22 protein-coding genes are annotated in these 25932 nt (G+C 62.5%); 5 read left to right on the plus strand and 17 right to left on the minus strand.

Translation table 11 applies throughout. The features are described 5' to 3' along the window. Positions 1 to 133: 133 nt before the first annotated feature. From AC1DVS_RS12000 to AC1DVS_RS12020, 5 genes are all read left to right on the plus strand, one after another. On the plus strand, positions 134 to 1060 hold the full coding sequence (locus AC1DVS_RS12000; protein WP_478023262.1) for a UDP-glucuronic acid decarboxylase family protein: 927 nt from the start codon (positions 134 to 136) through the stop codon (positions 1058 to 1060). A gap of 18 nt (positions 1061 to 1078) precedes the next feature. Continuing rightward, positions 1079 to 2569: an oligosaccharide flippase family protein gene (locus AC1DVS_RS12005; RefSeq protein WP_478023264.1), complete on the plus strand. Its 1491-nt coding sequence runs from the start codon at positions 1079 to 1081 to the stop codon at positions 2567 to 2569. Next, positions 2562 to 3641, plus strand: coding sequence for a glycosyltransferase family 4 protein (locus AC1DVS_RS12010; RefSeq protein ID WP_478023265.1), 1080 nt, complete (start codon positions 2562 to 2564; stop codon positions 3639 to 3641). Before AC1DVS_RS12005 ends, AC1DVS_RS12010 begins: the two co-directional genes overlap by 8 nt. Before the next feature lie 143 nt (positions 3642 to 3784). Beyond that, positions 3785 to 4717 carry an NAD-dependent epimerase/dehydratase family protein gene (locus tag AC1DVS_RS12015; protein WP_478023267.1) on the plus strand — a complete coding sequence of 311 codons (933 nt, stop codon included), beginning with the start codon at positions 3785 to 3787 and terminating at the stop codon, positions 4715 to 4717. Then, complete coding sequence (locus AC1DVS_RS12020) at positions 4714 to 5715, plus strand: GDP-mannose 4,6-dehydratase (protein ID WP_478023269.1); 1002 nt, start codon at positions 4714 to 4716, stop codon at positions 5713 to 5715. The genes AC1DVS_RS12015 and AC1DVS_RS12020 overlap by 4 nt, the downstream gene beginning before the upstream one ends. Before the next feature lie 311 nt (positions 5716 to 6026). On the opposite strand, the gene AC1DVS_RS12025 is transcribed toward AC1DVS_RS12020, so the two are convergent. From AC1DVS_RS12025 to AC1DVS_RS12105, 17 genes are all read right to left on the minus strand, one after another. Beyond that, positions 6027 to 6908, minus strand: a complete 882-nt coding sequence (locus AC1DVS_RS12025; RefSeq protein ID WP_478023271.1) for a glycosyltransferase family 2 protein — start codon at positions 6906 to 6908, stop codon at positions 6027 to 6029. Further along, positions 6905 to 7465 carry an LbetaH domain-containing protein gene (locus AC1DVS_RS12030; RefSeq protein ID WP_478023272.1) on the minus strand — a complete coding sequence of 187 codons (561 nt, stop codon included), beginning with the start codon at positions 7463 to 7465 and terminating at the stop codon, positions 6905 to 6907. The genes AC1DVS_RS12025 and AC1DVS_RS12030 overlap by 4 nt, the downstream gene beginning before the upstream one ends. Then, positions 7462 to 8625 (minus strand): glycosyltransferase, encoded by a 1164-nt coding sequence (locus tag AC1DVS_RS12035; protein WP_478023274.1) that lies wholly within the window; start codon positions 8623 to 8625, stop codon positions 7462 to 7464. Before AC1DVS_RS12035 ends, AC1DVS_RS12030 begins: the two co-directional genes overlap by 4 nt. Further along, positions 8622 to 9839 carry a glycosyltransferase family 4 protein gene (locus tag AC1DVS_RS12040; protein WP_478023276.1) on the minus strand — a complete coding sequence of 406 codons (1218 nt, stop codon included), beginning with the start codon at positions 9837 to 9839 and terminating at the stop codon, positions 8622 to 8624. The genes AC1DVS_RS12035 and AC1DVS_RS12040 overlap by 4 nt, the downstream gene beginning before the upstream one ends. Before the next feature lie 67 nt (positions 9840 to 9906). Then, on the minus strand, positions 9907 to 10983 hold the full coding sequence (locus tag AC1DVS_RS12045; RefSeq protein ID WP_478023277.1) for a glycosyltransferase family 4 protein: 1077 nt from the start codon (positions 10981 to 10983) through the stop codon (positions 9907 to 9909). Next, complete coding sequence (locus tag AC1DVS_RS12050) at positions 10976 to 11854, minus strand: glycosyltransferase family 4 protein (protein ID WP_478023279.1); 879 nt, start codon at positions 11852 to 11854, stop codon at positions 10976 to 10978. The genes AC1DVS_RS12045 and AC1DVS_RS12050 overlap by 8 nt, the downstream gene beginning before the upstream one ends. Positions 11855 to 12209: 355 nt before the next feature. Then, on the minus strand, positions 12210 to 13508 hold the full coding sequence (locus AC1DVS_RS12055) for a hypothetical protein (protein ID WP_478023280.1): 1299 nt from the start codon (positions 13506 to 13508) through the stop codon (positions 12210 to 12212). 111 nt (positions 13509 to 13619) lie between these two features. After that, on the minus strand, positions 13620 to 14486 hold the full coding sequence (locus AC1DVS_RS12060) for a glycosyltransferase family protein (protein ID WP_478023282.1): 867 nt from the start codon (positions 14484 to 14486) through the stop codon (positions 13620 to 13622). A gap of 266 nt (positions 14487 to 14752) precedes the next feature. Beyond that, positions 14753 to 16057, minus strand: coding sequence for an O-antigen ligase family protein (locus AC1DVS_RS12065; protein WP_478023283.1), 1305 nt, complete (start codon positions 16055 to 16057; stop codon positions 14753 to 14755). A gap of 95 nt (positions 16058 to 16152) precedes the next feature. Further along, positions 16153 to 17367 (minus strand): tetratricopeptide repeat protein, encoded by a 1215-nt coding sequence (locus tag AC1DVS_RS12070; protein ID WP_478023285.1) that lies wholly within the window; start codon positions 17365 to 17367, stop codon positions 16153 to 16155. Positions 17368 to 17372: 5 nt separating this feature from the next. Further along, positions 17373 to 19589: a GumC family protein gene (locus AC1DVS_RS12075; protein ID WP_478023287.1), complete on the minus strand. Its 2217-nt coding sequence runs from the start codon at positions 19587 to 19589 to the stop codon at positions 17373 to 17375. A gap of 41 nt (positions 19590 to 19630) precedes the next feature. Further along, complete coding sequence (locus AC1DVS_RS12080; protein WP_478023289.1) at positions 19631 to 20332, minus strand: polysaccharide biosynthesis/export family protein; 702 nt, start codon at positions 20330 to 20332, stop codon at positions 19631 to 19633. A 124-nt stretch (positions 20333 to 20456) separates the two neighbouring features. Beyond that, a complete protein-coding gene (locus AC1DVS_RS12085; RefSeq protein ID WP_478023291.1) occupies positions 20457 to 21428 on the minus strand; it encodes a GDP-L-fucose synthase family protein in 972 nt (323 codons plus the stop codon). 36 nt (positions 21429 to 21464) lie between these two features. Continuing rightward, the gene (locus tag AC1DVS_RS12090) at positions 21465 to 22538 is read right to left on the minus strand and encodes a glycosyltransferase family 4 protein (RefSeq protein WP_478023293.1); all 1074 of its coding nucleotides are present in this window, start codon (positions 22536 to 22538) and stop codon (positions 21465 to 21467) included. A 10-nt stretch (positions 22539 to 22548) separates the two neighbouring features. Beyond that, on the minus strand, positions 22549 to 23649 hold the full coding sequence (gene gmd, locus AC1DVS_RS12095) for a GDP-mannose 4,6-dehydratase (RefSeq protein ID WP_478023295.1): 1101 nt from the start codon (positions 23647 to 23649) through the stop codon (positions 22549 to 22551). A 111-nt stretch (positions 23650 to 23760) separates the two neighbouring features. Then, complete coding sequence (locus AC1DVS_RS12100) at positions 23761 to 24807, minus strand: acyltransferase family protein (protein WP_478023297.1); 1047 nt, start codon at positions 24805 to 24807, stop codon at positions 23761 to 23763. Then, the gene (locus AC1DVS_RS12105; RefSeq protein ID WP_478023299.1) at positions 24804 to 25910 is read right to left on the minus strand and encodes an acyltransferase family protein; all 1107 of its coding nucleotides are present in this window, start codon (positions 25908 to 25910) and stop codon (positions 24804 to 24806) included. Before AC1DVS_RS12105 ends, AC1DVS_RS12100 begins: the two co-directional genes overlap by 4 nt. Between the last annotated feature and the right edge of the window lie 22 nt (positions 25911 to 25932).

Genomic DNA, 25932 nt, shown 5'->3' on the forward strand with positions numbered 1-25932 from the left:
TAGCAGCGGGATAATTGGATCAGGCAGGCCGGCTGACGCCAGGCATGGAAAAGCGCCAAGGGTTTCACACTTGGCCACAAAAAGCGGGGACATTACGGACGTGGCAAGAAGTTACAGCAGCCGCAGGCGAATCATGGTTACGGGCGGCGCGGGTTTCGTTGGATCGCATCTGATGGATCGCCTGCTCGAACGCGGCGACGAGGTGTTGTGCGTCGACAACCTCTTCACCGGTACGAAGCGCAACATCGAGCATCTGATCGGCCATCCGCGCTTCGAGTTCATGCGCCACGACGTATGCTTCCCGCTCTATGTCGAGGTCGACGAGATCTATAATCTCGCCTGTCCAGCCTCGCCCGTGCATTATCAGCATGATCCGGTGCAGACGACCAAGACCTCGGTGCACGGCGCGATCAATACGCTCGGCCTAGCCAAGCGGCTGCGCTGCAAGATCTTCCAGGCCTCGACCAGCGAGGTTTACGGGGACCCGAGCGTCCATCCCCAGACCGAGGCCTATTGGGGCAACGTCAACCCGATCGGCATCCGCTCCTGTTATGACGAGGGCAAGCGCTGCGCTGAGACCCTGTTTTTCGATTATCACCGCCAGCACGGCCTGGAGATCAAGGTCGCGCGGATCTTCAACACCTATGGCCCGCGCATGCACCCGTCGGATGGCCGGGTGGTCTCCAATTTCGTCATGCAGGCGCTGAACGGCGAGCCGATCACGCTCTATGGCGATGGCCAGCAGACCCGCTCCTTCTGTTATGTCGACGATCTGGTCGCCGGTTTCATGGCTCTCATGGATACGCCGCCCGAGGTTTCCGGCCCGATCAATCTCGGCAACCCGGTGGAATTCACCATCCGCGAACTGGCTGAGCTGGTCGTCGAGATGACCGGTTCCAAGTCCGAGCTCGTATTACGGCCGTTGCCGCAGGACGACCCGATGCAGCGCAAGCCCGATATCACGCTGGCGCGTGCGACCCTCGGTTGGGAGCCGACGATCGCGCTTCGCCAGGGGCTGGTGAAGACCATCGAATATTTCTCACAGCTTTCGGACGGCTGAGCGCCCGCGAGCACGGCAATGGCAATTCGCCGCAACAGCATCGTCAATCTGGTCGGCAATCTTGCCGGGCTGGTGCTGTTCGCCCTGCTTACGCCGTTCTATTTTCATATCATCGGCAGCGAGCGTTACGGCATCCTCGGAATCATCTGGGTGTTCCTGACCTTTTTCGCCGCATTCGATTTCGGCATGGGCGCGGCGCTGACCTACCGGATCGCGAATGAGGCGCGATCGGATATTGCGCGGCAGGCCGATTATTTCTGGACTGCAATGGCGATCAGCCTGCCGGTCGGGCTGATCGTCGGCGGCGTACTGTTCGGGCTTGTTGGCGGCGGTTTCGGCAATCTCTTCAAGCTCACTCCGGCAATCAGCGCGGAACTGCTCCACGCCGCGCTGCCGCTGCTTGCGATCGGAATCTCGACGATCCTGCTGACGACGATCAACGGGTTCCTGATCGGCCGTGAATATTTCGTGGCGAACGCTGTGCTGGGTTCGCTCGGGCCGTCACTCTCGATCCTGCTGCCGATGCTTGCTGCACTGCTGATCTCACCGTCACTCGACATATTGATCCTGGCCACGCTCGCGGGGCGAGCGATCGTGGTACTGGCCGGACTCGCCGTCTCGCAGATCATGATCCTTCGCAACGCCCGTCCGACAGTCTCGCGCCGTTCGGCTCGTGCGTTGGCCGGTTATGGGGCCTGGATGTCGGTCGGCGGCCTGTTCGAACTCGCCGTGTCGTCCGCCGATCGTTTGATGCTCGGCATGGTCGCCGGCCCCGCGGCGGTCGGCTACTATACTGTTCCGGCAAGTGTGCTTGCCCGGGTGATGATCTTCCCGACCAGCATCGCCACCGCCGCCCTGCCGCAACTCGCCAGCAGATCGGCCGAGGAGGAAATTATTCTCGCCCGCAAGGTCGTCGCGATGGTCGGGGTGCTGACACCATGTTTCGTCGCCGGTGAATTCCTCGCGGAGCCCTTTCTCCGGCTGTGGATGGGCCCTGCTTTCGCGAAGATCGCAACGCTGCCGATGCAATTGCTGCTGCCCGCCTTCTGGATGGAGGCGATGGCCGCCATCCTCTATTTCCGCCTCCTCGCGCAGGGTCGGCCGGGCACGAGCGCAGCTGTCGCCGCCGTGATCCTGCTGCCCTATTGCCTGCTGATGTATGTGCTGGTGAGCGCTTGGGGCATGCCGGGAGCCTGTGTCGCCTATATCGGGCGAAACCTGATGTTCCTGGGCGGCCGTGTCACCGTTACGCGATCCTGGCGGCTGATGGCGGTGGTCGTGGGGCCGGAAGCGCTGTCGCTCGTCGCCGCGCTCGCTATCTGCCTCCTCGCCTGGCCCGCCCAGCCGCCAATCCTTGTCGGTATTCTTGTAACCCTGGGATCGATCGCGCTCGCGCTGAAGCGGCGTCCCGCCGAATTCGACGCAATGCTGCGCGATTTCGCGCGCCCGCTCTCGACGCGCTTCACGCGCTCCGCGGCCCTTGACGCCGGGAGCCACACGGATGGCTGATGCTCTTTCCGTGCTGCTGGTCGGCTATGCCCATGGCGAAGGCGGGATCACGACGCATACCCATTGGCTCGCCCATGGCCTGGCCGAGCGCGGCCATATCGTGCGGGTCCTGTCGCCGCAGCCACCAGCCGGCCAGCCCGAAAGCCCGTGGCCTGATCGCGGCTATGCCGTCGATCATTATGAGGGCGCAGGGGATGTGCTGCGGGGATTCTCGGCGCTGGGCAAGGACCGGTTCGACGTCGCCGTCGTCGCCGGCACCGGATGGAAGGCAATGGGCGGCGTCCTCGCCAACCGCCGGATCAAACGGCGGGTGTTTTTCGAGGTGATGAGCGGCGATGCGCTTGGCCTGATCGATCCGCGCCGCTTGGTCCATGCCGGTTTCGACGGCATCGTCACCATGGGAAGCGCCATCGAAGACGTTTTTTGTCGTGATTTCCGGTGGCGCGGCCCACGCGCGATCATTCCCGCGCTGCCGAAGCCGCTCGAACTCGTTGCATCGATTCCCGGTCGCGGGATGATCGCGCCCAACGGCAAGCCCCGCGCTGCCTATTTCGGTCGGCTTGCGCTTCACAAGGGCGTCGGCTTTCTGGTCGAGCAATGGGGTCCGCTGTCGCAGCATCTCCAGTCGCTCGACATCTACGGCACCGGCGACGAGCAGGAGGCGATCACCGCGCGCATCGTCGAGCTGGGTCTCGGCGATTCCATCCGGCTGCACGGACGCTATCCCGACGAGCAAGGCTATGTCGATCTGCTGAAACAATATGATGTGATGCTCCTGCCAACGACTGGCCTCGAGGGCGCTCCACTGGTGCTGCTCGAGGGCATGGCGTGCGGGCTGCCCTTTGTGGTGAACGGGATGGGCGGCGTCTCGCATTATGCCAATGAGGACAGCCGGATCACGAGCGGCGACATCGCCGAGTTCATCCCGGCAGTCGCCGATCTCGCCGGTGAGATCGTAGCGGGGCGCGTCGATGGCTCGCGGTTGCAGCGCCACTATCATGACCATTTCTCGTACGAGGTGCTGGTCGGGCAGTGGGAGAGCTATCTGCGCACGCTGGTTCGCGGCGGCTAAAGGGCGGGTGATCGCGTCTTGCGAGACCGCGGACATTATTTGCTCGCAATCCGGGCCTGCCTGATCGAAGGAGTCGCAGCGTTCGGCCCCTGTTTCATCAGGGACGCCGGGCTAACCGGGCATGGCCAAGAGGTGATCAGGCATTGAAACAGGCGGCGGTGCTTGGGGCAGCGGGATTTGTCGGCCGTCATGCGGCGCGGGCGCTCGCCCGGGCAGGCTATAAGGTCGTCGGCATCGGCCATGGCACCTGGCTGCGCGACGAGTGGCGCCAATGGGGCCTCAGCGAATGGCATATGGCTGACGTCTCCACTGAGGCGCTGCTGACCTATGCCGGCGAACCCGAGATATTGATCCAATGTGCTGGTAGCGGTTCGGTCGCCTTTTCGATGACCCATCCCGCCCAGGATTTCCGGCGCAGCGTGGATTCGACTTTGGCGGCGCTGGATTTTGTGCGGCTGCATGCGCCCGATTGCCGGATCGTCCTTCCGTCCAGCGCGGCGGTCTATGGCACTGCCGAACAGATGCCGATCACGATCGGAGATCCGCTCCGCCCCGAATCCCCTTATGGCGCGCACAAGAAGATCGCTGAGGATCTGTGCCGTTCCTACGCCCGGACCTTTGGCGTGCGCGCTGCGATCGTGCGGCTCTTCTCGGTCTATGGCGTTGGGCTGCGCAAACAGCTTCTCTGGGATGCATGCACGAAATTGACTCAAAACGAGGCCCATTTCGCAGGAACCGGCGAAGAGCTGCGCGATTGGCTCGACGTGCAGGATGCGGCTGCGTTGCTGGTGAAGGCGGCCGAGCATGCGAATGCCGAATGCCCCATCGTCAATGGCGGCTTCGGCGAGGCGGCCAATGTCCGGACCATCGTCACGGGGCTGCGCCGCGAGCTGGGCACTGCGGCTGAACCCATCTTCTCAGGCGCGCGACGCGGCGGGGATCCGATCGGTTATGAGGCGGATATCACGGAAGCGCTCGCTTGGGGCTGGCGCCCCGAACGCACACTGGCGGACGGACTCGCTGCTTACGCCGCTTGGTTTCTCGACGAACGCGCGCCAGGGAGTTCCCGCACATGACCGATGCCCGCATCGCGCTCATCACCGGCATCAGCGGCCAGGACGGCTCCTATCTGACTGAGCTGCTGCTTGCGAAGGGCTATGTCGTCCATGGCATCGTCCGCCGGGCGAGCCTGGTCGACCGTCCCCGGCTCGACCACCTGACCGCTGATCACGAGATCTATGGCAGCCGCCTGTTCCTTCATTATGGCGATCTCGACGATGTCACCACGCTGCGCCGCCTGTTGCGCAAGATCCAGCCAGACGAATTTTATCATCTCGCCGGGCAGAGCCATGTCGGCCTGAGCTTCGAAATCCCCGAATCGACCTGCGACTTCACGGCGATGGGCACGCTCAGGATCCTCGAGATCATCCGCGATCTCGACAAGCCGCCGCGCTTCCTCAACACCGGCAGCAGCGAGATTTTCGGCACCCCGAAAACCGCGCCTCAGAACGAGCAGAGCCCGAGCGATCCGGCGACGCCGTACGGCGTGGCGAAGGCGTTCGCGGTGCAGATGACACGGGTCTATCGCGACAGCTTCGGCCTCTTTTGCTGCAACGCGATCTGCTACAATCACGAATCCCCGCGCCGGGGCCCCTCGTTCGTGACGCGGAAGATCACCAATGCCGTCGCGCGGATCGCGCTTGGCGAGCCCGAGCGGCTGACCCTGGGCAATCTCGATGGCGCGCGCGACTGGGGCTATGCACCCGAATATGTCGAGGCGATGTGGCGGATGCTGCAGGCGGAGGCGCCGGAAGATCTCGTCATCGCCACCGGTAAATTGACCACCGTGCGCGAATTTCTCGAATATGCCTTCACCAGCGTCGGGCTGGACTGGAAGGAGCATGTCGATTGCGACGATCGCTTCAAGAGGCCAGCCGACGCCACCTTGCTGGTCGGCGACCCGTCCCGCGCCAAAGCTGTCATCGGCTGGGAAGCGAAGACCGGCGCGGCCGGGCTGGCGGACATCATGGTCCGGGCCGACCTCGCACAGCTCAAGCATCAGGCTCGGGCCTGACGCCATTTGAGCTGATCCATGGCCGGTGATTCAACACCACAGCGGATCGTCGCATGGTGGCGCTGGACGGGGCGTTGATTCGCCCCCGTCCGGTTCGTTCTGTTGCGGCGAAAAGGATCGAGGATGCGCTTCCCTGTTATTTCCGACGCTTTCCCTGTTATCGCGAAATGTGTTCCCTGTTATTCCCAACACTTTCCCTGTTCCGCAATAACAGGGAAGGTGGCATATAAAATATTCAAAATAAAAGATAATTTTAATCAGTGGATGGCCAAAACAGGCAAGAAAAAAAGTTTTTCCCTGTTCTTTCCCTGTTAATCGCCAGGAACAGGGAAAATCGCTCCCGATCCAGCCTTCTCCGAACGGCGATCGCTGACGATCTTCAGGCGGATCTGGTAGAAATAAATCATCTTGAGAATGGCGTGATGGAAGCCGGCGCCGCCATCGAGAAAGCCGAGCTTCAGGATATAGGTCCCCAGGAAATAGGCCGGCGCGAACCACCAGCGCGCGAGACTGCGATATTTGGTGCGCTGGCGCGGGGTGAGGGCGGCCCAGGCKGCGTCGCCGCGCTCCTGCAGGTCGGCATAGCGCTTCGCCTCCCAGCTCGCATAGGCATCGTGCCGCGCCACATAATGCTCGATCCCGCGATAATCGAGGTGGGTGATCGGTGCGCTGATCTCCCCGACGCCCCCATTGAGCACTGGATGCTCATGGACCTCCATGTCGAGATTGCTCCAGCGCCTGTCCTCGATGCGCTCGTAAAGACCGGCGCCGACACGCAGCATGGCGAGCTTGCGCTGCGGCACGCCGTGGCGGAGGATCCGCCCCATGAAATGGTTCTCATAGTTGAGCCAGAAGCCGTCCACCGCTGCCGTCGCATCAGCCAGTATTTTCCGTACTTCAGCGACGAAGGCGTCGGTCACTCGCTCGTCGGCGTCGAGGAACAGCACCCAGGGCGTCGCCGGCGGGTCGTTCATCAGCACCCAGTTGCGCTTTTTCGGGAACTCGCCCGACCAGTCGAAATCGATCCAGCGCGCGCCGTTGCGCTCGGCGATCTCGCGCGTATCGTCGGTGCTGCGCGAATCGACCACCCACACCGCCGCGAAAGCGCCGAGACGAGCAAGGCACGCCTCGAGATTCTTGCCCTCGTTCCGCGTCGGCACCACCACAGTGATCGGCAACAAAGCAGCGGTCATCGCTGGCTTACCTGCCGCGCCGGATTGCCCGCCATGACCGCACCCGCGTCGACATTCCGCATCGCCACCGCGCGCGCACCGATCACCGCGCGCGCGCCGATCGTGACCTCGGGGCCGATAAAACAGTCAGCGCACAGCCAGGCCTCGTCGCCGATCACGATCGTCGCCCGCACCAGCGGCATGCGCGGATCGCGGAAATCATGCGTTCCGGCGCAGAGATGCGCGCCCTGGGAAATCGTCACGCGCTCACCGATCCGGATGCCTGCTAGATTGTAGAGATTGACGCCGTCGCCGATCGCCGACCAGCTGCCGATCTCGAGCTGCGAGGGTAGGAATATCCGGACAGTCGGGTAGATCTGGCAATCCGCACCTACCTTCGCGCCGAACAGCCGCAGCCACGCCGCGCGCATCCCGAAAAAGGGCCTTGGGATCGCCCGGAACACGAGCGCGCCAAGCGCCCAGGCCAGGCGCGCGCGGCGCTCGGCCGGCGTGTAATTGGCGATGCGGCGGTTGGCCTCGATGTCGAGCCTCGGGGCAGGGGGCTGTTCCGGCGTCATTGCGTGACGAAATCCGGCTTGCCGCCGCGCTCCGCGAGCCATGCGAACAGTGCGGCATGCTGGTCGGTTATCCGATCCCAGGTGAAGCTTTTCTCTACGAGCGCGCGACCGCATCGACCTGCTTCCGCAAGCGCTGTGGGCCGATCCAGCATCTCCACCAGCCTGGCGGCGAGCTCGGCCGGATCATCTTCGATCCTGAACGCCGCGCCGGCGGCAAAGCCTTCGGGGATATTGCAGGCGTCAGTCATCAACACCGGCTTCCTATAGGCCCACGCCTCGAGAACCGACATCGGCATGCCCTCGCTGCGCGAGGGGAGGATGAAGGCATCGCAGCCAGCCAGCGCCGCATCCTTCTCCTCCCCATAAATCGGGCCGGAGAACTCGATATTGGTGAGGCCACGCTCCCTGGCGAGGGTCACAAGCGGCTGCAGATGATCGCCATCGTCCCATCCGGCGATCTGCAACTGCCAGTCGTCGCGAAGCGCCGGAGACTGTCGTACCGCAATTGCCCAGGCCTCGATCAGCTCGGCAATGCCCTTTTTCGGGTGAATCCGTCCGAGAAACAGCAACGTCCTGCGGCTATTGCCCGGAGCGCGCAGGTTTTCGACGATCTCGGGAAGCGTCACCCCGTTCGGAATGATCGCGATCGGCACCTTGAGCCCGAGCGCGTCGATCGCCTCGGCCTCAGCCGCGCACAGTGCCCGGATCGTCGCTGCGGAACGGAGGTTGGCATTCTCGTAGAGCCAGCCTGCCACCCGCTTCTTGAGTGCGCCGTTCCCAAGCGCCCAGGGATCGAGCATCCCGTGCGGCGAAATCACCAGCTTGCCGCTGCGCTTCTGGTTCCACCGCGAGGCGGCATAGGAGGGATAATTCCACAGGCCGTGGAGGTGAAGCACGTCATGCGGTGCCGAAGTCAGCGTCGTTCGCATGTCCGGGGCATAAGCGAAGCGCGTCGGCCCTTTGACGGGAAAGCTGCACAGGGTTTTGACCTGCCATGAGGAACGCGCGGCTGGCAGTGCCGCGTCGTCGATCCCATAGACCGATACCTCGTGCCCGCGCTGCTGCAGCAGGTTCGCGGGCGCCTGAACAGCCTCGAACATACCGCCGGCCTCGCGGCTCAGCGATGCGGTCACGACCGCGAGGTTCATCGCCTCGCTCATCGCAGCGCCAGCCCGGCACTCACGAGCCGCATGGCAGCTCGCGCTGCCACGGAGGGGCGGGCAGGGGGAGCGGCCATCCCATAGCGTACTGCGTCGGCCATGCCCTGACCGAAACGGTCCGGCCCCCAGTCGGCGACCAGCGCACGGCTCGCATCGCGCATGGCGGTGTCGTCGCCTTGCCCCGCGATCGCGCGCATTACGGCGGCAAGCGCGTCGACATCATCGGGAGGAAAGCTATGGCCGTTAACGCCCTCGCGGACCAGAACCGGGGCACATCCGCAGCGATCCGATACGATCACCGGCAACCCGGCGGCCATTGCCTCATTCACGACCAACCCCCATTGCTCGGTTGTGCTGGCATGCACGAAGCAGCCGGCGCTGCCATAATAAGCGGGCAGCTCATGATATTGGCGAAAGCCCGGCATGTGCACATTCGCCGATAGTTCCAGCGTCGTGCGCTGCGCCTCAAGCTCGGGCCGCAGGTCGCCATCCCCCAACAGGACCAGCGGCCAGTCAGCCGGATCGTCGCCGCGCCCCTCTCGAAACCGGCCATAGGCTTCGAGCATCCGCCCAAGATTCTTCTTCTCGACGAAGCGGCACGAGGCCAGGAAATAGCGGCCGCGCGCTGTCTCGGGGAGCGGGCCCTGATCGCCAGCTGGCATTGGCGCACCCTTTGCCCGAGCTGCTTCCCGTGCGAAATAGCCATTGTCGACTGCGTTATAGCCGCGAAATATCGCCTGGGGCGCCAGGCCGAGCGCACGCATATACTCAGCCTGGCCGTCGCTGGTGCAGAGCCCGGCGGTGAAATACTCGGCGATCCGCCGTTTCACAAACTCTCGCGCCGGATTGCGCCCAAAATCCCATCCATTGCTCTCGGACATGGCGATCACCGGCACGCCGCGCGCCGCCGCCCAAGCCGCGATCGCAAGCGATGTCGCTGTCGACCAACCGGGAATCGCGACGGCGTCCGGCGAGAATGGCGAGAGCTTGCGATTGATCGCCCCGGCAAGGCCTGCGCGGCTGATGTCAGCTTCCTTGTCGAACAAAACAGCGCGACCCAGGCCCGACGGCATATCGGGCGAATCCCACCCATATTGTCCGCTCGTCGCCGCTGTTTCGACTGCAAGCACGTCCATATGACCCGCAGCTCCAGCGAGGCGCGCGACATGATAGGGACCGAAATTGTCGAAAGCGATCGCGACGCGAATATTCACCGCTCCTGAGTGATTGCTCGGCCAGTATCGCCCTTTCGCCGCTCTCGCGAGCGAAACTTTCCCGCTGCTATGGGGCGTTTCCGGAGAGGCGCGAATAACCTAGATCAACCCCCTTCACCATATGATCCATCGAAAACCGGTCAAGTACCTGAGCGCGTCCGAGCAAGGCCTGGTCCCTGATCGCGGCGGGATCCTGCGCCGCAGTTCGCACCACATCGGCGATGGCAGCGACGGAAGACAGTGCGACAAGGTGGCAGCCGGTGATGGTTTCCATGATCTCACGCCCGCCGGAAGGCGTGTCGTAACCCACCACGGCGACTCCTGACGCGATCGCCTCGAGGATCACGAGACCAAAGGGTTCACGATCGGACAGCATCGCCAGCAGATCGATCCGCGACCATATCGGCGCCATATCGTCGACAAAGCCGAGAGCCTGGACACGATCACCGAGACCTCGCGCCTCGATCGTTGCGCGTGCCTCATCCAGATCTTCGCCGTCGCCGGCGATGACGAACGCGATCCCCGCATCGTTGCGGAGCAACTCGGCCGCCGAGATGAAATCGAACAGCCCCTTCTCGCGCACCGCGCGGCCGACAAAGCCAACCGTGAAGCCATGGGCGGCTCGCGGTGCCGGGGCGGGGAGGGCGCTATAATCCAGCCCATTATGCACCACATCGAGTTGGTCGGCGCACGCCAGCCCGGCCGCGATGAACGACTCGGCAACGGATTGGGTGATCGCGAGGAAGCGGTCAGGGCGGCGGCGATAGATGAGGTTCGAAAGCCGATCGCGCAGGTTAAGATGCCGCGCGTAGACGTGGAGATGGACGATCCAGTGATTGCGAAGTCCTGCCAGGACGATCGCCGCCCAGACCGGTTCGCAATGGCTGTGGAAAATGGCGGACCCGAAACCGCGAACGATGCGGCGAAGTGCGAACATCCGCCTGAGTCTGCCGCCGGAAAGCACGATCGGCGTTATCCCAGCCGAGCGGCAATGTGCCTGAACGCGCTCGGACGGCCCAAGCAGCACGACATCAGCTACCCTCCCCGCGGCGCACTGGGCACGCGCGAGCTCGATGACGATTCGCTGCAGACCACCAAAAGGCTCGGCTGGGAGCAGATGTATAACCGGGCGGAGATCAGCCATCGGGTGCGAACTCACGCAAGGCACCGACAAAAGCGGCTGCCCAGGCCTGATCGTCATAGGTTGCGAATTCAGCGCGCGCCGAGAGCGCCATCGCGTCACGCAGCGGCCGATCGCCGACGATGCGCAGGATGGCTGCCCCCAGTGCGTCGGCATCCGCCGGCGGCACGGCAATGCCGCTTTCGCCGTCGCTGAAGTCAACACCAGCTTCGCGCGTCGCAACGATCGGAAGTCCGGCGGCCATGGCTTCGAGCACCACGCCCGCGGAGCCCTCGGCGAGCGATGGGAAGGCGAAGATATCCGCGCGCAGGAACTCCTGCCGCATCCGCTCGCGAGAGACATGGCCGAGCAGCTCGATATTCGGCCCCTGAAGCTGCCTGGCCGCCGCTTCCGATACGCCGCCTGCGAATATGAAGCGAATCTCGGGATCGAGGCGCGCGATGCGATCTGCCGCCTGTTTGAGATATTGCGGCCCCTTGCGAAGCGTGATCGCGCCGGCGAATAATACGCGTTTCGGAACGGTCCGGCTCGGTTCCGAAAAGCTCAGGCTCGATCCGTATCGAACCAGCCGGCACCTCGCCCGCGCTGAGGGGACATAACTCGCGACATCGTCGATCACGCTTTGCGAAGGGCAGAACAGCGCGTGCGAACGTTCGATCATCGCGAGGCTGACCGCGTCCAGCGCCGCCCCGGCTTCGGTCGAAAGCGGCATTTCTCCCCAATCCGGGAAGCGGATCGCCTCGCGACTTCCGATCCGGTGCGCCGACGGCATGATAAAAACATCCGACACGAAGCGTGCGCCACGGGCGGTAAGTTCGTCGAACTGCGAGCCGGCGACAAAATATTGAGAATAGATGATATCGGCTTCACGCAAATCGCGCTTGAGAAACTTCCATCGCTCCGGGCTTTGGTGCCGGAGGCGTCCCGCGACAAGTTCTCCGAGCGAGTGCCGGCGCAACGCTGACGCGGGCAGGCCTTCGGCGACACGCCGCGACAAGCGTTGCCCAGGTCCGATCCTGGCGACCAGGTTCAGCAGAGTTTGCTCCGTCGAGCCCGCGGCTACCGCGAAATCGGTATACAGGCGTTGCAGCGCATCGGCCTCTTGGAGAAAACGGGCGAGAGCGTAACCATGCCGAGCGCCCGGCTGGATCAGCAAAGCCCGCATTGGTCGTCGCTATGATATCCGCGGAGCTTAATCTTGGCCCCGGGGGCGCATCGGTCCACTGCCACTATGCCGTCCGTGCTTGCTGAAACGTCTCCAGCCTTGCGCGCTCAGCCTTCGAGACGCGCGCATAGCGGAAGGGTAGCCAGACGATGAGAAGCATGAAGGGAAGGCTGCAGACGAATTCCTGATAGCCATGGGTAAAGGCGTGCAATCCACCGCCCAGCAGCGAAACGAACAGATACTGGTCGCGGAGGCCACCCGAGATCGCAAAGCTGTATAGCCAGCCGAAAAACACGCCGAGCGAGACGAAAGCCAGCACACCAAAATACCAGAAATCCGTGAACGTGTCGGAGAAGCCGGTTCGCGTGGCGCCGTTCGCCTGGGCTCTGTTGCTCAGCGGATTTGCTTCCTCGGTCTTGATCGTCAGCGCGTTCTTGGCGTCGCGGCCGAAGAGAAAAGCGGGGAAATAGCGCGAAACCATGCCATTATAGATTCCCACGAACGGATGATAGTCGCCCAGTTCGGATGCGATCGCGATATCGGTGACCGCGCCGGTCACTTCGGCGCCTATCTTACCGCTCCTGCTCGTATATTGGCCGGTCAGGACGTCGGTAGATGTAAGCGCGCCGATCAGCGACGAGTCGTTGTCATGGACATAGCCTCGCAGATCACCGGCCTTATTCACGATAAAGCCGCCGATCAGGCAGCACGCAAGAAGAAGCGCTCTGGGCGGCACATATTTCTTCACCAGGAACAGGCCGCCGAGAATGATGACCGCGAAATCGAAAATATATTCGCGTTTCACCGAAACCAGAAGAATCGGAAGATAGATCGCGGTCGCAATCAGGAACAGAATAAGCGCGGCCCTGCTTTTCGTCCGCAGAAAGATCAGAAAACTAAGGGCAGCACCAAACACGAGACACAGGGACAGCATCGCATAGACGATGATAATGCCGGTCCACCCGGCCTCATAAACCTGGGTCGCGGCCGTGCGCTGCATCAACATATAGGAGACGGCGCCAATGATGATGAGAACAACGGTCGCCTGTGTCATGCGGCGATCGCTGTACATGAAGGCAAGTGTCGCCTGTCGCTTGGCGGCGCTCTTTTTGCCGACCATGCGCCCGATAAGATAGCCGGCGCACAGAAAGATCATGCACAACGTCATGTAAATCCAGGCTTCGGTCGGGTCGAACGCCCCCGCCAGGCCTTCCCGTTCGACTGCCCACGCCTGCGGAAGCAGCCACACGGAGAGGAGCATGCCGACAACGAACGGATATTCGAAAATCGCGCGGGGCCAGATAAACGGCACCACCCCGAGCGCGATGATCACTGTCGACAATAGGATTAGCCAGAGACTCATGAAATTCTCGATGAATGGCTGACGCCGTGATGGATGCATGCGTAGCCGTTCAACGCGGTTGGGGAAAGCCAAAGCATCGCTTGCAGAAGACGGGCCCGTCCAGCGACCATGTCAGTTCCCGGTGCCGATCAAAGGCGCGACAAACGCCGCGCGATCGTCCCAGCTTTCAAGACAGGGGCGCCGCCCATCTAGTGCCGCGGTTTTAGCAGACCGCGCCGCGCGATCGAGGTCGGCGCCGGAACGAACAACGATCACCCCGGACTGCCGCGCGACCTGGTCACAGGCATCGGTTGCAAGGATTGGCTGGCCGATCGCGAGATGGTCCCATAGCCGCATTGGAGAGCAGAAATGGTTGAAATCGCTTCGCGCGTACGGAATGACGGCGACGTCCAGGCCTGCCATCCATGCGTGGATTTCGTCATGTGGCTGGGCGCCGAACCAGTGGACTTTGGGGTTGTCGCGCAGCTGACCGATTGCGCCGGCCGTGTCCGTATCGGGCAAAACCGGGCCTATGAGCGCGAGCGATCCGACTTCGCTGGAAGCCGCTAGGCGTTCGAGAAAATCATAGTCTATCCGCTCGTTGAATCCCCCAACCACGCCAAAAACCGGGCCTTTTAAGGCTGCGAGCGGCGCCGGCTTCGCGATCTGCTCGGAGAATCGGGGCTCCGATGCATTGGGTGCCACGACGCTGGCGGCGGGATCGAGACCATATTCAGCTACGGCGCGGTCCCGTAACGGAGTGCTCACGAAGATCGAGAGCGACGCGAGGCGGCACAATTCGGCTTCCCGATCGATCGATGCAGCGCCCTCCCAGCCTGCATAACCGCGATAATCGTCCGAGCAATAGTAGACGATGCGCACCCGACCTCTAAGGCTCTGGGCGAGCGGTAAGTAATGGAACGACGTAAAAATCGCGGTGTCGATTCGCCCGCCGCGTCTCCTGGCGAGGGCCTCAGTCCGCCATCGCAAGATCGGCATGCCAATCGCGGACGTCCTGCTCGCCCAGCCCGGCGGAAGCGGGATTGAGATGTCGTCGTCACTTTGGGCGCCACCTCTCGCCCCGAGCGTGCGCGGCGCGACCAGCAGCGTTTCGGGGAAGTGGCGACGTAAAGCTTCGCCGAATTTTCGACGCCAGATCGTGTTAACGTCGAATTGGGCGATCATCGCACGCCTCTGGCGTTCACGATGCCGGGATGAAGGGCGGTGCGGCGCGTTTTGTCGGTCAATCTATACCGCAAGTGTCGTCACTCAGCCTTGAGATGCCGGCCACCGGTTGACGCTACTTCTTCTTCCACCTTCACCACGCGCGTCGTCATCAGCGCAAGCCCGACGGCTAGGATAACGGCGATCATGGTGGTCCGCGCGGGGTAGTCGACGGCGCTGTGAGCCAAAATGGCCGCAGTCGCGACGACTGCCGCACGATCCAGGCGCCGCGGTGCACGCGCAAACCAGATTGTTACTGCCTGGCGGCACCACCACAACAGCAGGCCCATGACCAGCAGGATGCCGGGGAGCCCACCTTCAAGCGCAAGCTCCAGATAATCGGAATGCGAATGATTGGCGAAAACATTGCTTATCTGCGCCGGGTTCTCAAACAGCTTGAAAGCCGGAACGAAGCTTCCAAAGCCGCTGCCGAGCGGGAAGAAGTAGCTCGCCGCTTTTGCCGCGACGGCATACATCACTGGCCGCGACAACTGGACCTCGCCGATTGAGCCCTTCGAATCCAGCGCGTTCGGACCGACGATCAACGCCGCGGCCAGCGCCGCCACCACTATGACGGCAATCCCCACGGCAATGTAGCGCGCAGGTCCCAAGGATCGCGGGCGGGCGACGACCCAGCTGGCGGCAACGACCGGAAGCGCCAGGATGAAGGCCGCGTAGGAATCGGAGATGGCGATGCCCATCAGGAGCATGGCCGTCATGGCGATAAGGAGCAGTTCACGCCCTCTGCCTTGTCGGGGGCGACCTGCTTCTCCGCTCGCGAGCGAAGCTACGAAGGGGATCGCGCAGAGCATCAGCGTGGCCTGATGGTTCGCATTTGCCATCAGGCCGACCGCCATGCCGAGATTGGTGGTCTGGTAAAGATAGAGCGGTGAATTCTGTCCACCGAGCAATTGCCCGACCCCAAACATCAGCGACGCCAGTGCCACAAGCGGGATTACCCAGCGCAGTCCGCTTGAGTCCTCAGGCGGGCGGACCAGGATCAGGCCGCCGATCGCCAGGGGAGGCAGCAGTGAGGCGAGGTGCCGGATCGTTCCGTCCACGCTCAGGGTGAGCGGGAGCCAGGGAAGCGGCACGCCGGCAATTTGCAGCCGGTGCTCGAGCAGGTCCCTGCCCGGCGCAAGCGTCCATAGCGACGGTGGCAGCGGGATGAGCTGGACGGCGCACCAGGCGATCCAGCATGCGACGATCGCGATCAGGATATTCGCAGAGCGCGAGAGTGAGGCGATACCAAGCCGCGTTATGACATAGCCCAGCACCAGGCTCGCGATCAGTTGTGAGGCGATATTCGCCATGAAGCCACCGCTGCTCGATCCGCCGAGCAGCATGAAGACCGTCATGACGCCCGCGATCACCGCGGCCCAAGGGGAAACGGTGGCGTTGCCAGGCAGCGGGCGTCGCCGCCCGGAGGATGATTTGGTCGTCATGATGTCACCGGCTCGATATGGATCGAGTCGATCCCCGCATCAGCGGTACGAGGGAATTCGCCCGGAGTGCCAGTGAGCGCGAGCTGTTGCGCCTCGCAACCGGAAGTCGGTATTTGGAAGATCGAGCTATATTTCTGCCGCGCGTCGGAGAGCTTGAGCAATCGTGTCGTGACGACTGGGTCGCCGCCGCGCGCGCAGGTTATCACCCAGGCCAACTGGCTATACTCGTCCCGGCCAGAAGCGACCACCGATAATCTGTAACGTCCGGGTGACAACAGGATGGTCTGCTGTGCGAGCGTCGCCGGCGCAGCGCCGAGATAGGAAGCGGTCAGGCCTTTCGGCGCCCGAAATTCGGCGGATCCATCCGGGCTGTTCAGCAACTGCCAGTTGAAGGGGGCGGGGCCGGCAAGGTTGGCGAATTCCGTGTCGTAAATCGCGCCAACCTGTTTCAGCGACGTTTCTGGCAGGAAATTGATCCAGGCCAGATAAGCGCGCTCATATTCGTGGTTCTTGAGGAGCGATTGCAGCAGCGCACTCTGTTCGAAAAGCGCCGAGGACTTCGCGGAATTCTGCGCCGTAAGCCGGAAGATGGCATCAGGCGGCGTGCCCTGCTGGTTGAGCGCGTAGAGGAAATCCTCGCGCCAGCCGGGGTTCGTCGCGAGCATCTTCGTGACTGCGGGGTGGCTGGCGGGATCGCGCACAATAGCCGCCATGGCCGCGACGGTCTGCGCACGTCGCAGGGGGATCACGCTTATCAGCCGGTCGAGAAGCGCGACTGCTGCCGGATAGTCGCGGTGGCGGAGAGCGCGATCGATCAGCCACAGGCGCGGGCGGAGCGACCGGCCATCGCTGCGTAACGCCAGTTCCATAAGTCCACGGGCGCGAGGCGCGTCTCCCTTGGATTCGGCCACGAGCGCCAGATATGCCTGCGCGTCCGGGTTTAGCGGCATGCGGCTGAGGACAAGCGTCGCCATGGCGGTGTCGTGCAGCGGGATCGACGCGCCCTTTTCAGGCGCGAGATCAGACGCCAGTCGCTGGCGCATCGCCGCGGTGCTGCCTCTTGCGAGGTCGCGCAAGCCATTGGGATGAGCCTCGCTGACAGAGGCGTTCAACGCGCCCGTCAAAACCAAGGTCATTCCTGCGAGCGCGGTCGTCGCCCCCAGAAGATTGAAGCCGATCTTCCTGAACATGCCCGCTTCAGTCGCCGACATGGCGCCTATGACAGCAGTTCGATGCGGCGCCGCTTGTCCTTCTCATTGTCTCCACCGTCGGCGCCATACCCATAGCCGTACCCATAGCCATAGCCATAGCCACCGAATTTCGGCGTGAACTTGGTAAGCAGCACACCCATGACCCGGGCGCCCGACGACCGCAGCTGGCGGATTGAGTTGAGCGCTGCGGGCCGCCGGATCGCGCCGGATTCTATGACGATGACGGTGCCGTCACAGGCTGCGCCAAGCAGGGGAGCGTCGGCGAGGCCGAGGATCGGGGGGCCGTCGACGAAGATCACGTCGAAGCGCTCCCGAACGATCGCGAGCAGTCGCGGCAGGTTCGCGCTGGCCAATAGCTCGGCCGGGTTGGGCGGGATCGGGCCGCTCGGCAACAGCCACAGGTTGGTGACGTTGGTCGACAGGATCTTCGGATCGTTGAGATTGCCCCCGGCGAGCAAGCCGGACAGGCCGGCAACGTCGCCATCCTTGGCAGTGAAGGACGGCTTGCGCATATCGCCGTCGATCAGGAGCACCTTGAGGCCGACCTTCGCGAAGCTCTGGGCAAGGCCTAGGGCTGAACTGGACTTTCCTTCGGACGGTCTTGTGCTCGTCAACAATATGACGCGCGGTGTACCCTCGGGTGCCGAGAATTGCAGCGCGGTTCGCGCGGTGAAATAAGCCTCGGATATCTTCGACCGCGACGTCGACAGCTCTTCGATAAGCGTCGTGTCCTTGTCGAGCTTCGGGATCACGCCCAGCACGCTCATCTTCAGCTTGGATTCGACATCCTCGGGAATCTTGATCGTGTCATCGATGAATTCGATCACGAAAATCACCGCGAGGCCGAGCAGCGTACTGATCAGCAACCCGATCACAAGGTTCATGCTCAGCCTCGGCTGAAACGGTGAGGGTGGCGGAACCGCGTGGTCGACGATCGATGCCTGGCTCTCGCCGATGCCGCCGGCGACGCCGATCTGCTTGTAGCGTTCGAGCAACGCACCATAAAGCGAGCGGTTGGTGTCCACATCGCGCTGCAGGATATTGTACTGGATGCTGCGGTCGCGCAGATCGAGGACCGAGCCCTTGAGCTGGTTGACCCGCGCCTTCAGCGCGTTTTCATGCGAAACCGCCGCCTGATATTCGGATCGCAAGGCCGTCGACACATTGCCACGTTCCTTGGCGATCTGGCTGTCCAGCGCGGCAATGCGGGATTGGATCTCGCGCATCTGCGGGAACTCGGGTTTGAAAACGCTGAGTTTCTCTTGATAATCGGCGGCCAGTTTTGAGCGCTCACCTTGCAAGGATTGAATCGTGCCGTTGGTCAGCGTCTCGGTTGTGGAGCCGTTTTTCAGCGCTTCCTGATAGCGCCCCTGCGCCGTCATCCGGGCATTCTGCGCGTCAGACAGCGCGCCGTTCAGTGCCCCGAGCGAGGTTGCGTCGAGGGAGGTGCTGCCACCGGATTCCCCATTGGGGCCCCCAGCGGTTTCCATCGGTATGATGCCCTGAGCGCGGGCATAAGCGACAAGCTGCCGCTCTGACGTATCGAGTGCGATTTTCGATGCTGCGATCCGCTGTTGCAGGAAATTTCGGGCATAGGCGGTCGCATCATAGCGATGCTCGAGGCCGGACTGGATGAACGCGTCCGCATAGGCGTTGGCGATCCGCGCGGCTTCGTTCCGGTCGGGGCTGACAAAGCTGATCGACATCAGACGGCTTACGCCTACCGGCGAGACGGTCAGGCCGCCGCGCAGCTTCGCCACCGCAATCTTCTCGCGGGCCTCGCGCGGCAGGGTGGCCGGCGAATAGAGCGGGTTGGACGCCAGGTTCAGGCTTCGCGCCACTTTCACGGCAAGGTCGCGGCTCTGGATCAGGCCGAACTGGGTGGCCATAGCTGCTGGATCATTGACTGAGATCGGCTCGAGCTGCGACTCCTTCATGATCTGGGTTTCTTGCCGCTTGATCTCCACGGTCGTGCTCGCACGGTACAGGGGCGTCGAGAGCAGCGTGAGGCCGGTGGCAATCACCAGACCTGCCATCATGAAACCAAGAAGCAGCCAGCGCCATTTCAATAGAATCAGCAGTATCGATCGAAGATTGAACTCCGATTCGGGCGTCTCAGCCGGTGCGGGCTGGGCGAAGGACGTCGAAAGGGCGCCCCCGGTCTGCAAGGAGGGTAGCGCCGCTGCACCGCTTCCGCGAAAGGCTTCGATCGAATCGGTCATCTAGTGGAGAAATCCATCTTGTTCGGTGTCAGTCCGAGAGGTCAGAACGGCCGGAACAGCGCAAGCAGCGGCACGGTCTGCACGATATTCTTGAAGGTACTCTTCGAAGCCGAACCGTCGACCACGATGATATCGTTGCCGAATATCTCAGCGTCCGGCATTTCGCCACGGCGAATTGATTTCAGGTCGAAGGCGGCCGCCTGGCGTTGCCCGTTGATCTGCCTGAAGACGACAACCCGATGGGGGTTGGCATCCTCGGTCGTGCCCTTGGCCATCGCGATCGCCTGGATCAGGCTCATGCGACCCTGAAGCGGATAGACGCCGGGGTTCGCGACCGATCCATCGACGGTAATCTTCGCGCTCGACGCGGACTTGACCGTGACCTGGACCTCGGGGTCGTTCATATATTTTTCGCCGAGCTTCTTCTTGATCTCGGCGGCGAGCTCAGCGGCGGTCTTGCCCACCGCCGTGAGATTGCCGATCAACGGCATTGTGACATTGCCGACAGCGTCGACCTGAAGGTCACCCGAAAGGTCGGGAACGCGATAAACGACAACACCGAGCTGATCGAGGGTGCCGATGCGATACTCGACGTCCGGACCGGCGGCGACAGGCGCATCCGGCTGGCCGAAATTCTTGACCTCATAGGGTACAGAGCCACCACGGCCGCCCGCACATGCCGTCAAAAGGACCGGAACCAGCAGGGCCACAACCATCGTGCGGAGACGATGCAAAGATGTCATTTCGAATATCCTACGCGTGGCGAATCGCGACGAATAATCGCCAACGGTCTATGGGTTACAGGCGACCCGACCTTTAACCGCACCGCTTCACCCGTCAACCCGTTCCTGAAGACTTGAAGTTGCCTTAAACATGCCCACCCCTGTCGCTGATCCGGGCATTGGCGATGTTGTCGACGAACCAGGCGTAGGTCTCTCCAACGCCATCGCTGAGCGAACGTGCCGATCGCCAGCCAAGTCCCTGTAATCTGCCGGTATCGACCAGCTTACGCATCGTCCCGTCAGGGCGCGAGGCATCGAAGACGAGGTTGCCGTCGAATCCGACGATCTCGGTGATCAACCGCGCAAGGGCGCCGATACTGACCTCTTCGCCCGACCCGATATTGACGATGTCTTCGCCGGAATAGGTGCGTGCGAGGAATACCAGTGCGTCTGCGAGATCATCGACATGGAGGAACTCGCGCAAGGGCGCGCCGCTGCCCCAGACCGTCAGGCTCGCCGCTCCGGCAAGCTTCGCCTCATGCGCCTTGCGCATCAGCGCGGGCAGAACATGGCTCGATTGCAGATCGAAATTATCGAACGGCCCGTAAAGATTGGTCGGCTGTGCCGATATGAAATCGCAGCCATATTCGCGGCGATAGGCCCGGGCGAGCATGATTCCAGCGATCTTGGCGATCGCATACCATTGGTTGGTCGGCTCCAGCGGTCCGGTCAGCAGAGCGTCCTCACGGATCGGCTGCGGCGCGTGCTTGGGATATATGCATGACGACCCGAGGAACACGAGCTTCACCGTGCCGGTACGCCGTGCGCCCTCGATGATGTTCGTCTCGATCATCAGATTATCGTAGAGGAACTGCGCGGGCAGGGCGTCGTTCGCGCCGATGCCGCCCACCTTGGCGGCGGCGAGGAAGATCAGATCGGCCGGGTTCGCCGCCATCCAGGCGAAAGTTGCACTCTGGTCGCGCAGGTCGATCCGGCTCCTGGCCGTGACGATTTCGCAATTCTCGGTCGCAAGACGGCGGACGATTGCCCGCCCGACCATGCCATGTTCGCCCGCAACCCAGATGCGCTTGCCGGCGAGCGGAAACAGGTCGTTCATCACAGGGTGCTCGGCTCGAAGGGGCTGATCATCTGGCTATAGCAGTTTTTCATAGTCGCTGATGATCTCCGCGCGGGGATAGACGCCCGCATATGTCGTCGCAATGTCGCCCGCGGCCCAATCGCCGCTATTCCATTCATCGATAAATGCGTGGACGACAGCGGCGGCGCCTGCAGCATCGTCCAGCGGGATGGAGACGCCCAACCTGCCCTTGCCCAGAATCTCGGGTATCGCACCAACCGGCGTCGCGATGAAAGGCCGGCCGCGGCTCAGGACCTCGAACGCCACCAGGCATTGCCCTTCGGAGACTGACGGGTTGATGAAGGCGTCGCAACTGTCGATCGCGGCCGCAACTGCTTCGCGCGGCACGGCGCCATGGAAAGTGACGGGCAGGCCGCGCTTCCCCGCCGCTTCGCGCAACGCCTCTTCATCCCCGCCGCTACCGAACATATGGAGTTCGATCGCGCCTGACCGCAGCGCCGCGACTATATCGAGTAGATAGAAGAGGTTCTTCTGCGCGACGAAGCGGCCGAGAAACCCGAGTCGGAAACTGCGTCCCCTGCGCGGGGCTTCGACCGGGTTCGCCGCCGCGGGCGGGGGGATATAAGGTACAAGGTCAATCGCGCCGCTGAACCCCATCTGTCGTAGATCATCCGCGAATTCGGAGCTCTGGACGAGGATGCGGTCGAGCCCCCGAACGATATCGTCGGGCATGCCGTCCGGCCACATCTCGCGGGGACGATAGGGCGTGACAAAGATGAGTTCGACCGGTGTCGGCCGCCGCGAGCGCGCGGTGCGGACGATCCGCGCGAAGATCGCCCTTGGCGGAATCTTCGCGAAGACGATCCTATCGGCATCGTTCAATCGCCTGCCGAAGCGCGCGAACAGCAGCCGGTCGGGAAGCCCGAACCGGCAACCCCATCTGAGCGGCGTTCGCAGCACCTCGGTACCGGCCTGTTCGATCCCGTGCAGGGCGGGCAGGCCGTTCGCCCAGACGAGCATCGATCGCTTCGTATCGCCGGCCGGCAAGCTCGTCAGCAGATCGAACAGAAAGGCTTCTATCCCGCCAATCGCCTCGAAGCCGCCGACATAAAAAACGGTACGCCCCATTGCGGCCGAATCAGCCCAGGCTTGCGCGGAGGGAGCCGGGGCGTTCTTCGTCGGGCCGGCGTGTCTCGGCCTCGCGGGCGACGGCCTTGATATCCTCGCGCACCATTTCCGATACGAGTTCTGCAAGCGTGGTGGTCGCTTCCCAACCGAGCAGGCGCTTGGCCTTGGCCGGATCGCCGATCAGAAGATCGACCTCGGTCGGCCGGAAATAGCGCGGATCGACCTTGACGAGCGTCTTGCCGGTCTTTGTGCAACGTCCGACCTCGTCGACCCCGTCGCCGCTCCAGTCGAGCGCGATGCCGGCTTCCGCAAAGGCGAGTTCGACGAAGGTGCGCACGGTGTTGGTCTCGCCCGTCGCGAGCACGAAATCGTCGCCCTTGTCCTGCTGCACGATGCGCCACATGCCCTCGACATAGTCGCGCGCATGGCCCCAGTCGCGCTTGGCATCGAGATTGCCCAGCCACAGCACGTCCTGCAGGCCAAGATGGTGAGCAGCAACCGCGCGCGTGATCTTGCGGGTGACGAAGGTCTCGCCGCGCAAAGGGCTCTCGTGGTTGAACAATATGCCGTTCGAGGCGTGCATACCGTAAGCTTCGCGGTAATTCACCGTGATCCAATAGGCATAGAGCTTCGCCACGCCATAAGGCGATCGCGGGTAAAAAGGTGTCGTCTCGGACTGCGGCACTTCCTGGACCAGGCCGTAAAGTTCGGATGTGGAGGCCTGGTAGAAGCGCGTCTTCTCGGCCAGGCCGAGCAGCCGCAGCGCCTCTAGCAGCCTGAGCGTGCCGATCGCATCGGCGTTCGCGGTATATTCCGCAGTATCGAAGCTGACCTGGACATGGCTCTGCGCGGCGAGGTTGTAGATCTCGTCAGGCCTCACCTCCTGCACGATCCGGATGAGGTTCGTCGAATCGGTCATGTCGCCATAATGAAGGTGCAGGCGGGCGCCCTTCTCATGCGGGTCCTGATAGAGATGATCGATTCGCGCAGTGTTGAAGGACGATGAGCGGCGCTTTACCCCATGGACCTCATAGCCTTTGGCAAGCAGCAGTTCGGCCAGATAGGCACCATCTTGCCCGGTTACACCCGTGATCAACGCGGTCTTCGTCATGCGGTGGAATTCCAGCTATCTTCTCAGGAGCGCGGAAATATTTCGCGCGCGGGATTCGCATACCAGCTTGTGTGCGCCGGTCCAGCGGGAGTCTCTCCAGTGCGCATATCATTATATTTGATGAGGCCGCCGACGCCGCAGCCACACGCTCAATTGACGGTCGCCCAACCAGGAGGTCCCGACCAGCAATATGCCCGCGATAACCAGTCCCGGCCCGCTCGATGTCGCCCGCGCCCATTCAATCATGATGGGGTAGTGGAAGATATAGAGGCCGTAGGAGATCGAGGCGAGGAAGGCGATAAATGCCTGGAGGCGAACCGGAACATCGATCGCGACCCATCGCCACGCGAGCAGTGCCGCGAGCAGGAACAGTTCCGCGGCCACGAAATGGCGAAAGGCGAGGAAGGGATAGACGCCCAGCCCCCTGTAGCCGACCCTCCACACGTCGAATGCGGTCAGTGCACAGAGCCCGAGAAGATAGGTAGCGCCGAATATCATCCCGCGCGCTGCAGTCCTGCCCTCCAGATAAGCTTGGGCGCACATCGCCCCGATCCACCATATCAGGAAATAGGCCGCGACCAGCGTCCAGTGGTTCGGGACCAGCATATAGATTGCATAGGACAGGACACAGAAAAGACCGATCGCATGATGAGTCCCGATCGGCCAGCGGGTGAGCGCCCGGGCCGCGAACGGAAAGACGAGGTAAAAAGGCATCTCGTAGGAGAGCGACCACAAAGGTCCGTTGACCAGGTAAGGATCGACGATGACACCGGGCTTTATGCTGGAAATGTCCTGCACCATCAGCAGGGTGCCGATCAGGTCCCGCCATTTGAAGGTTTCCAGGAAGGCTCCGTCGTCGAGATAGATGAGGGTGGATATCAGCATGGCCACGATCAGCGGCGGATAGATCCGCCGGAACCTGCGGAGATAATATCCTCGGGGCGGCGATAACCGATCCCGCTCATTGGCGAAGATCACGAAGCCGCTGAGCAGGAAGAAAACGATCACCGCCTCCTGCCCAAGCCCGAAGATCATGCCGATGCCGTGCTGGAGATGATGCTCGAGCGTGAGGTGATAGAGGACGACATAGATTGCCGCCGCCACGCGCGCCGCATCCAGCGCGACTGTCATGCGCTGGCCAAGCACCGGTGTTTTCATGCCGCGCTTCTGGCCGGACTCTGTCTCAGCAGCTTCGACCAGGCAAGGGCTGGGCCTTCGACGAACCGGTAAATCAACGCCGCGGCGCCGATCGAAACGCCGCCGCCGATCAGCATCATCACCGGCCATGGCAAATCGAGGCGGTGAAGCGCCGGCAGCACCGACACGATCACCAGCAGGTGGATCAGGTAGAGCGAGTAGGAGATCTTGCCGAAGAAATCGAGGACCACATTGTGGAACGATCTGAACCTGAAGGTGACGACGATCGTGACCAGGGCCGTGATGGAAATGTCGAGCGGCGCCTTGAAGAACAACGCAACCACCGAGATTGCAATCGCGCCGGCAAAGGTCGGGAATTTGACCAGTTTCTCCCAGTACAGGAAGGTCGCCATGCCGACCATGAAGGACGGCAGATAGGCGAAGATGATTTCGCGCTGCCCCATCGGCAGCCGATCCGCCGGGAAATATCCCGGTACATAAAGCCACATGCACAAGGCGCAGGCGAGGGCGATCAGCAGCGCATATTTGCGCAGGATCGGGAAGATCAGGCCGATGGTGATGTAGAACTGGAATTCAGTGCACAGCGTCCAGAACACGCTGAGCAACCAGGGCTTGTGCAGCAGCGGTGCGATATAGGCGACGTGCGCGAACACCTGAACATAATCGATATGATATGGCGTATTTTTGAGGATGCCGAGCAGGACGTTCAGCAACAATGTCAGGCCGACGACGACGAAGAAGGGCGGATCGACCCGGACAAAGCGCCGGGCGATGAACATCGGGAAATCCTGGATGCGGTATTTCGATTTCTGCAGCGAATAAGGCAGCACGAAGCCCGAGATGAAGAAGAAGATCGTCACCCCGTAATTGCCGAGGATGCCCGCCGCGACGACCATCGCGGGGGCGCCGACATAGGGGCTCGCGACCAGATGGTCGAACAACACCGTCAGCGAGGCGATCCCGCGCAGATTGTGAATCGATTCGATCCGATTGCTCGACCGCTTGGGCTTTTGAATGTCGCTTTCACGCGGCTGCGGGATCGGAATGGCGGTGGCGAGCGGATCAATGCTCGCTTCCTCCGCCTGAGTCACGACTTCACCCATCAATCCCCCGCGTCGTGTCGAT

It is taken from the genome of Sphingomonas sp. P3_C5, assembly GCF_056402635.1.

Excerpts from the sequence above, each read along its gene's own strand:
- AC1DVS_RS12000 (WP_478023262.1), top strand. The coding sequence starts at position 134 with ATGGTTACGGGCGGCGCGGGTTTCGTTGGATCGCATCTGATGGATCGC.
- AC1DVS_RS12005 (WP_478023264.1), top strand. The coding sequence starts at position 1,079 with ATGGCAATTCGCCGCAACAGCATCGTCAATCTGGTCGGCAATCTTGCC.
- AC1DVS_RS12010 (WP_478023265.1), top strand. The coding sequence starts at position 2,562 with ATGGCTGATGCTCTTTCCGTGCTGCTGGTCGGCTATGCCCATGGCGAA.
- AC1DVS_RS12020 (WP_478023269.1), top strand. The coding sequence starts at position 4,714 with ATGACCGATGCCCGCATCGCGCTCATCACCGGCATCAGCGGCCAGGAC.
- AC1DVS_RS12030 (WP_478023272.1), bottom strand. The coding sequence starts at position 7,465 with ATGACGCCGGAACAGCCCCCTGCCCCGAGGCTCGACATCGAGGCCAAC.
- AC1DVS_RS12035 (WP_478023274.1), bottom strand. The coding sequence starts at position 8,625 with ATGAGCGAGGCGATGAACCTCGCGGTCGTGACCGCATCGCTGAGCCGC.
- AC1DVS_RS12045 (WP_478023277.1), bottom strand. The coding sequence starts at position 10,983 with ATGGCTGATCTCCGCCCGGTTATACATCTGCTCCCAGCCGAGCCTTTT.
- AC1DVS_RS12055 (WP_478023280.1), bottom strand. The coding sequence starts at position 13,508 with ATGAGTCTCTGGCTAATCCTATTGTCGACAGTGATCATCGCGCTCGGG.
- AC1DVS_RS12060 (WP_478023282.1), bottom strand. The coding sequence starts at position 14,486 with ATGCCGATCTTGCGATGGCGGACTGAGGCCCTCGCCAGGAGACGCGGC.
- AC1DVS_RS12065 (WP_478023283.1), bottom strand. The coding sequence starts at position 16,057 with ATGCTGCTCGGCGGATCGAGCAGCGGTGGCTTCATGGCGAATATCGCC.
- AC1DVS_RS12070 (WP_478023285.1), bottom strand. The coding sequence starts at position 17,367 with ATGTCGGCGACTGAAGCGGGCATGTTCAGGAAGATCGGCTTCAATCTT.
- AC1DVS_RS12075 (WP_478023287.1), bottom strand. The coding sequence starts at position 19,589 with ATGACCGATTCGATCGAAGCCTTTCGCGGAAGCGGTGCAGCGGCGCTA.
- AC1DVS_RS12080 (WP_478023289.1), bottom strand. The coding sequence starts at position 20,332 with ATGACATCTTTGCATCGTCTCCGCACGATGGTTGTGGCCCTGCTGGTT.
- AC1DVS_RS12085 (WP_478023291.1), bottom strand. The coding sequence starts at position 21,428 with ATGAACGACCTGTTTCCGCTCGCCGGCAAGCGCATCTGGGTTGCGGGC.
- AC1DVS_RS12090 (WP_478023293.1), bottom strand. The coding sequence starts at position 22,538 with ATGGGGCGTACCGTTTTTTATGTCGGCGGCTTCGAGGCGATTGGCGGG.
- gmd (WP_478023295.1), bottom strand. The coding sequence starts at position 23,649 with ATGACGAAGACCGCGTTGATCACGGGTGTAACCGGGCAAGATGGTGCC.
- AC1DVS_RS12100 (WP_478023297.1), bottom strand. The coding sequence starts at position 24,807 with ATGAAAACACCGGTGCTTGGCCAGCGCATGACAGTCGCGCTGGATGCG.
- AC1DVS_RS12105 (WP_478023299.1), bottom strand. The coding sequence starts at position 25,910 with ATGGGTGAAGTCGTGACTCAGGCGGAGGAAGCGAGCATTGATCCGCTC.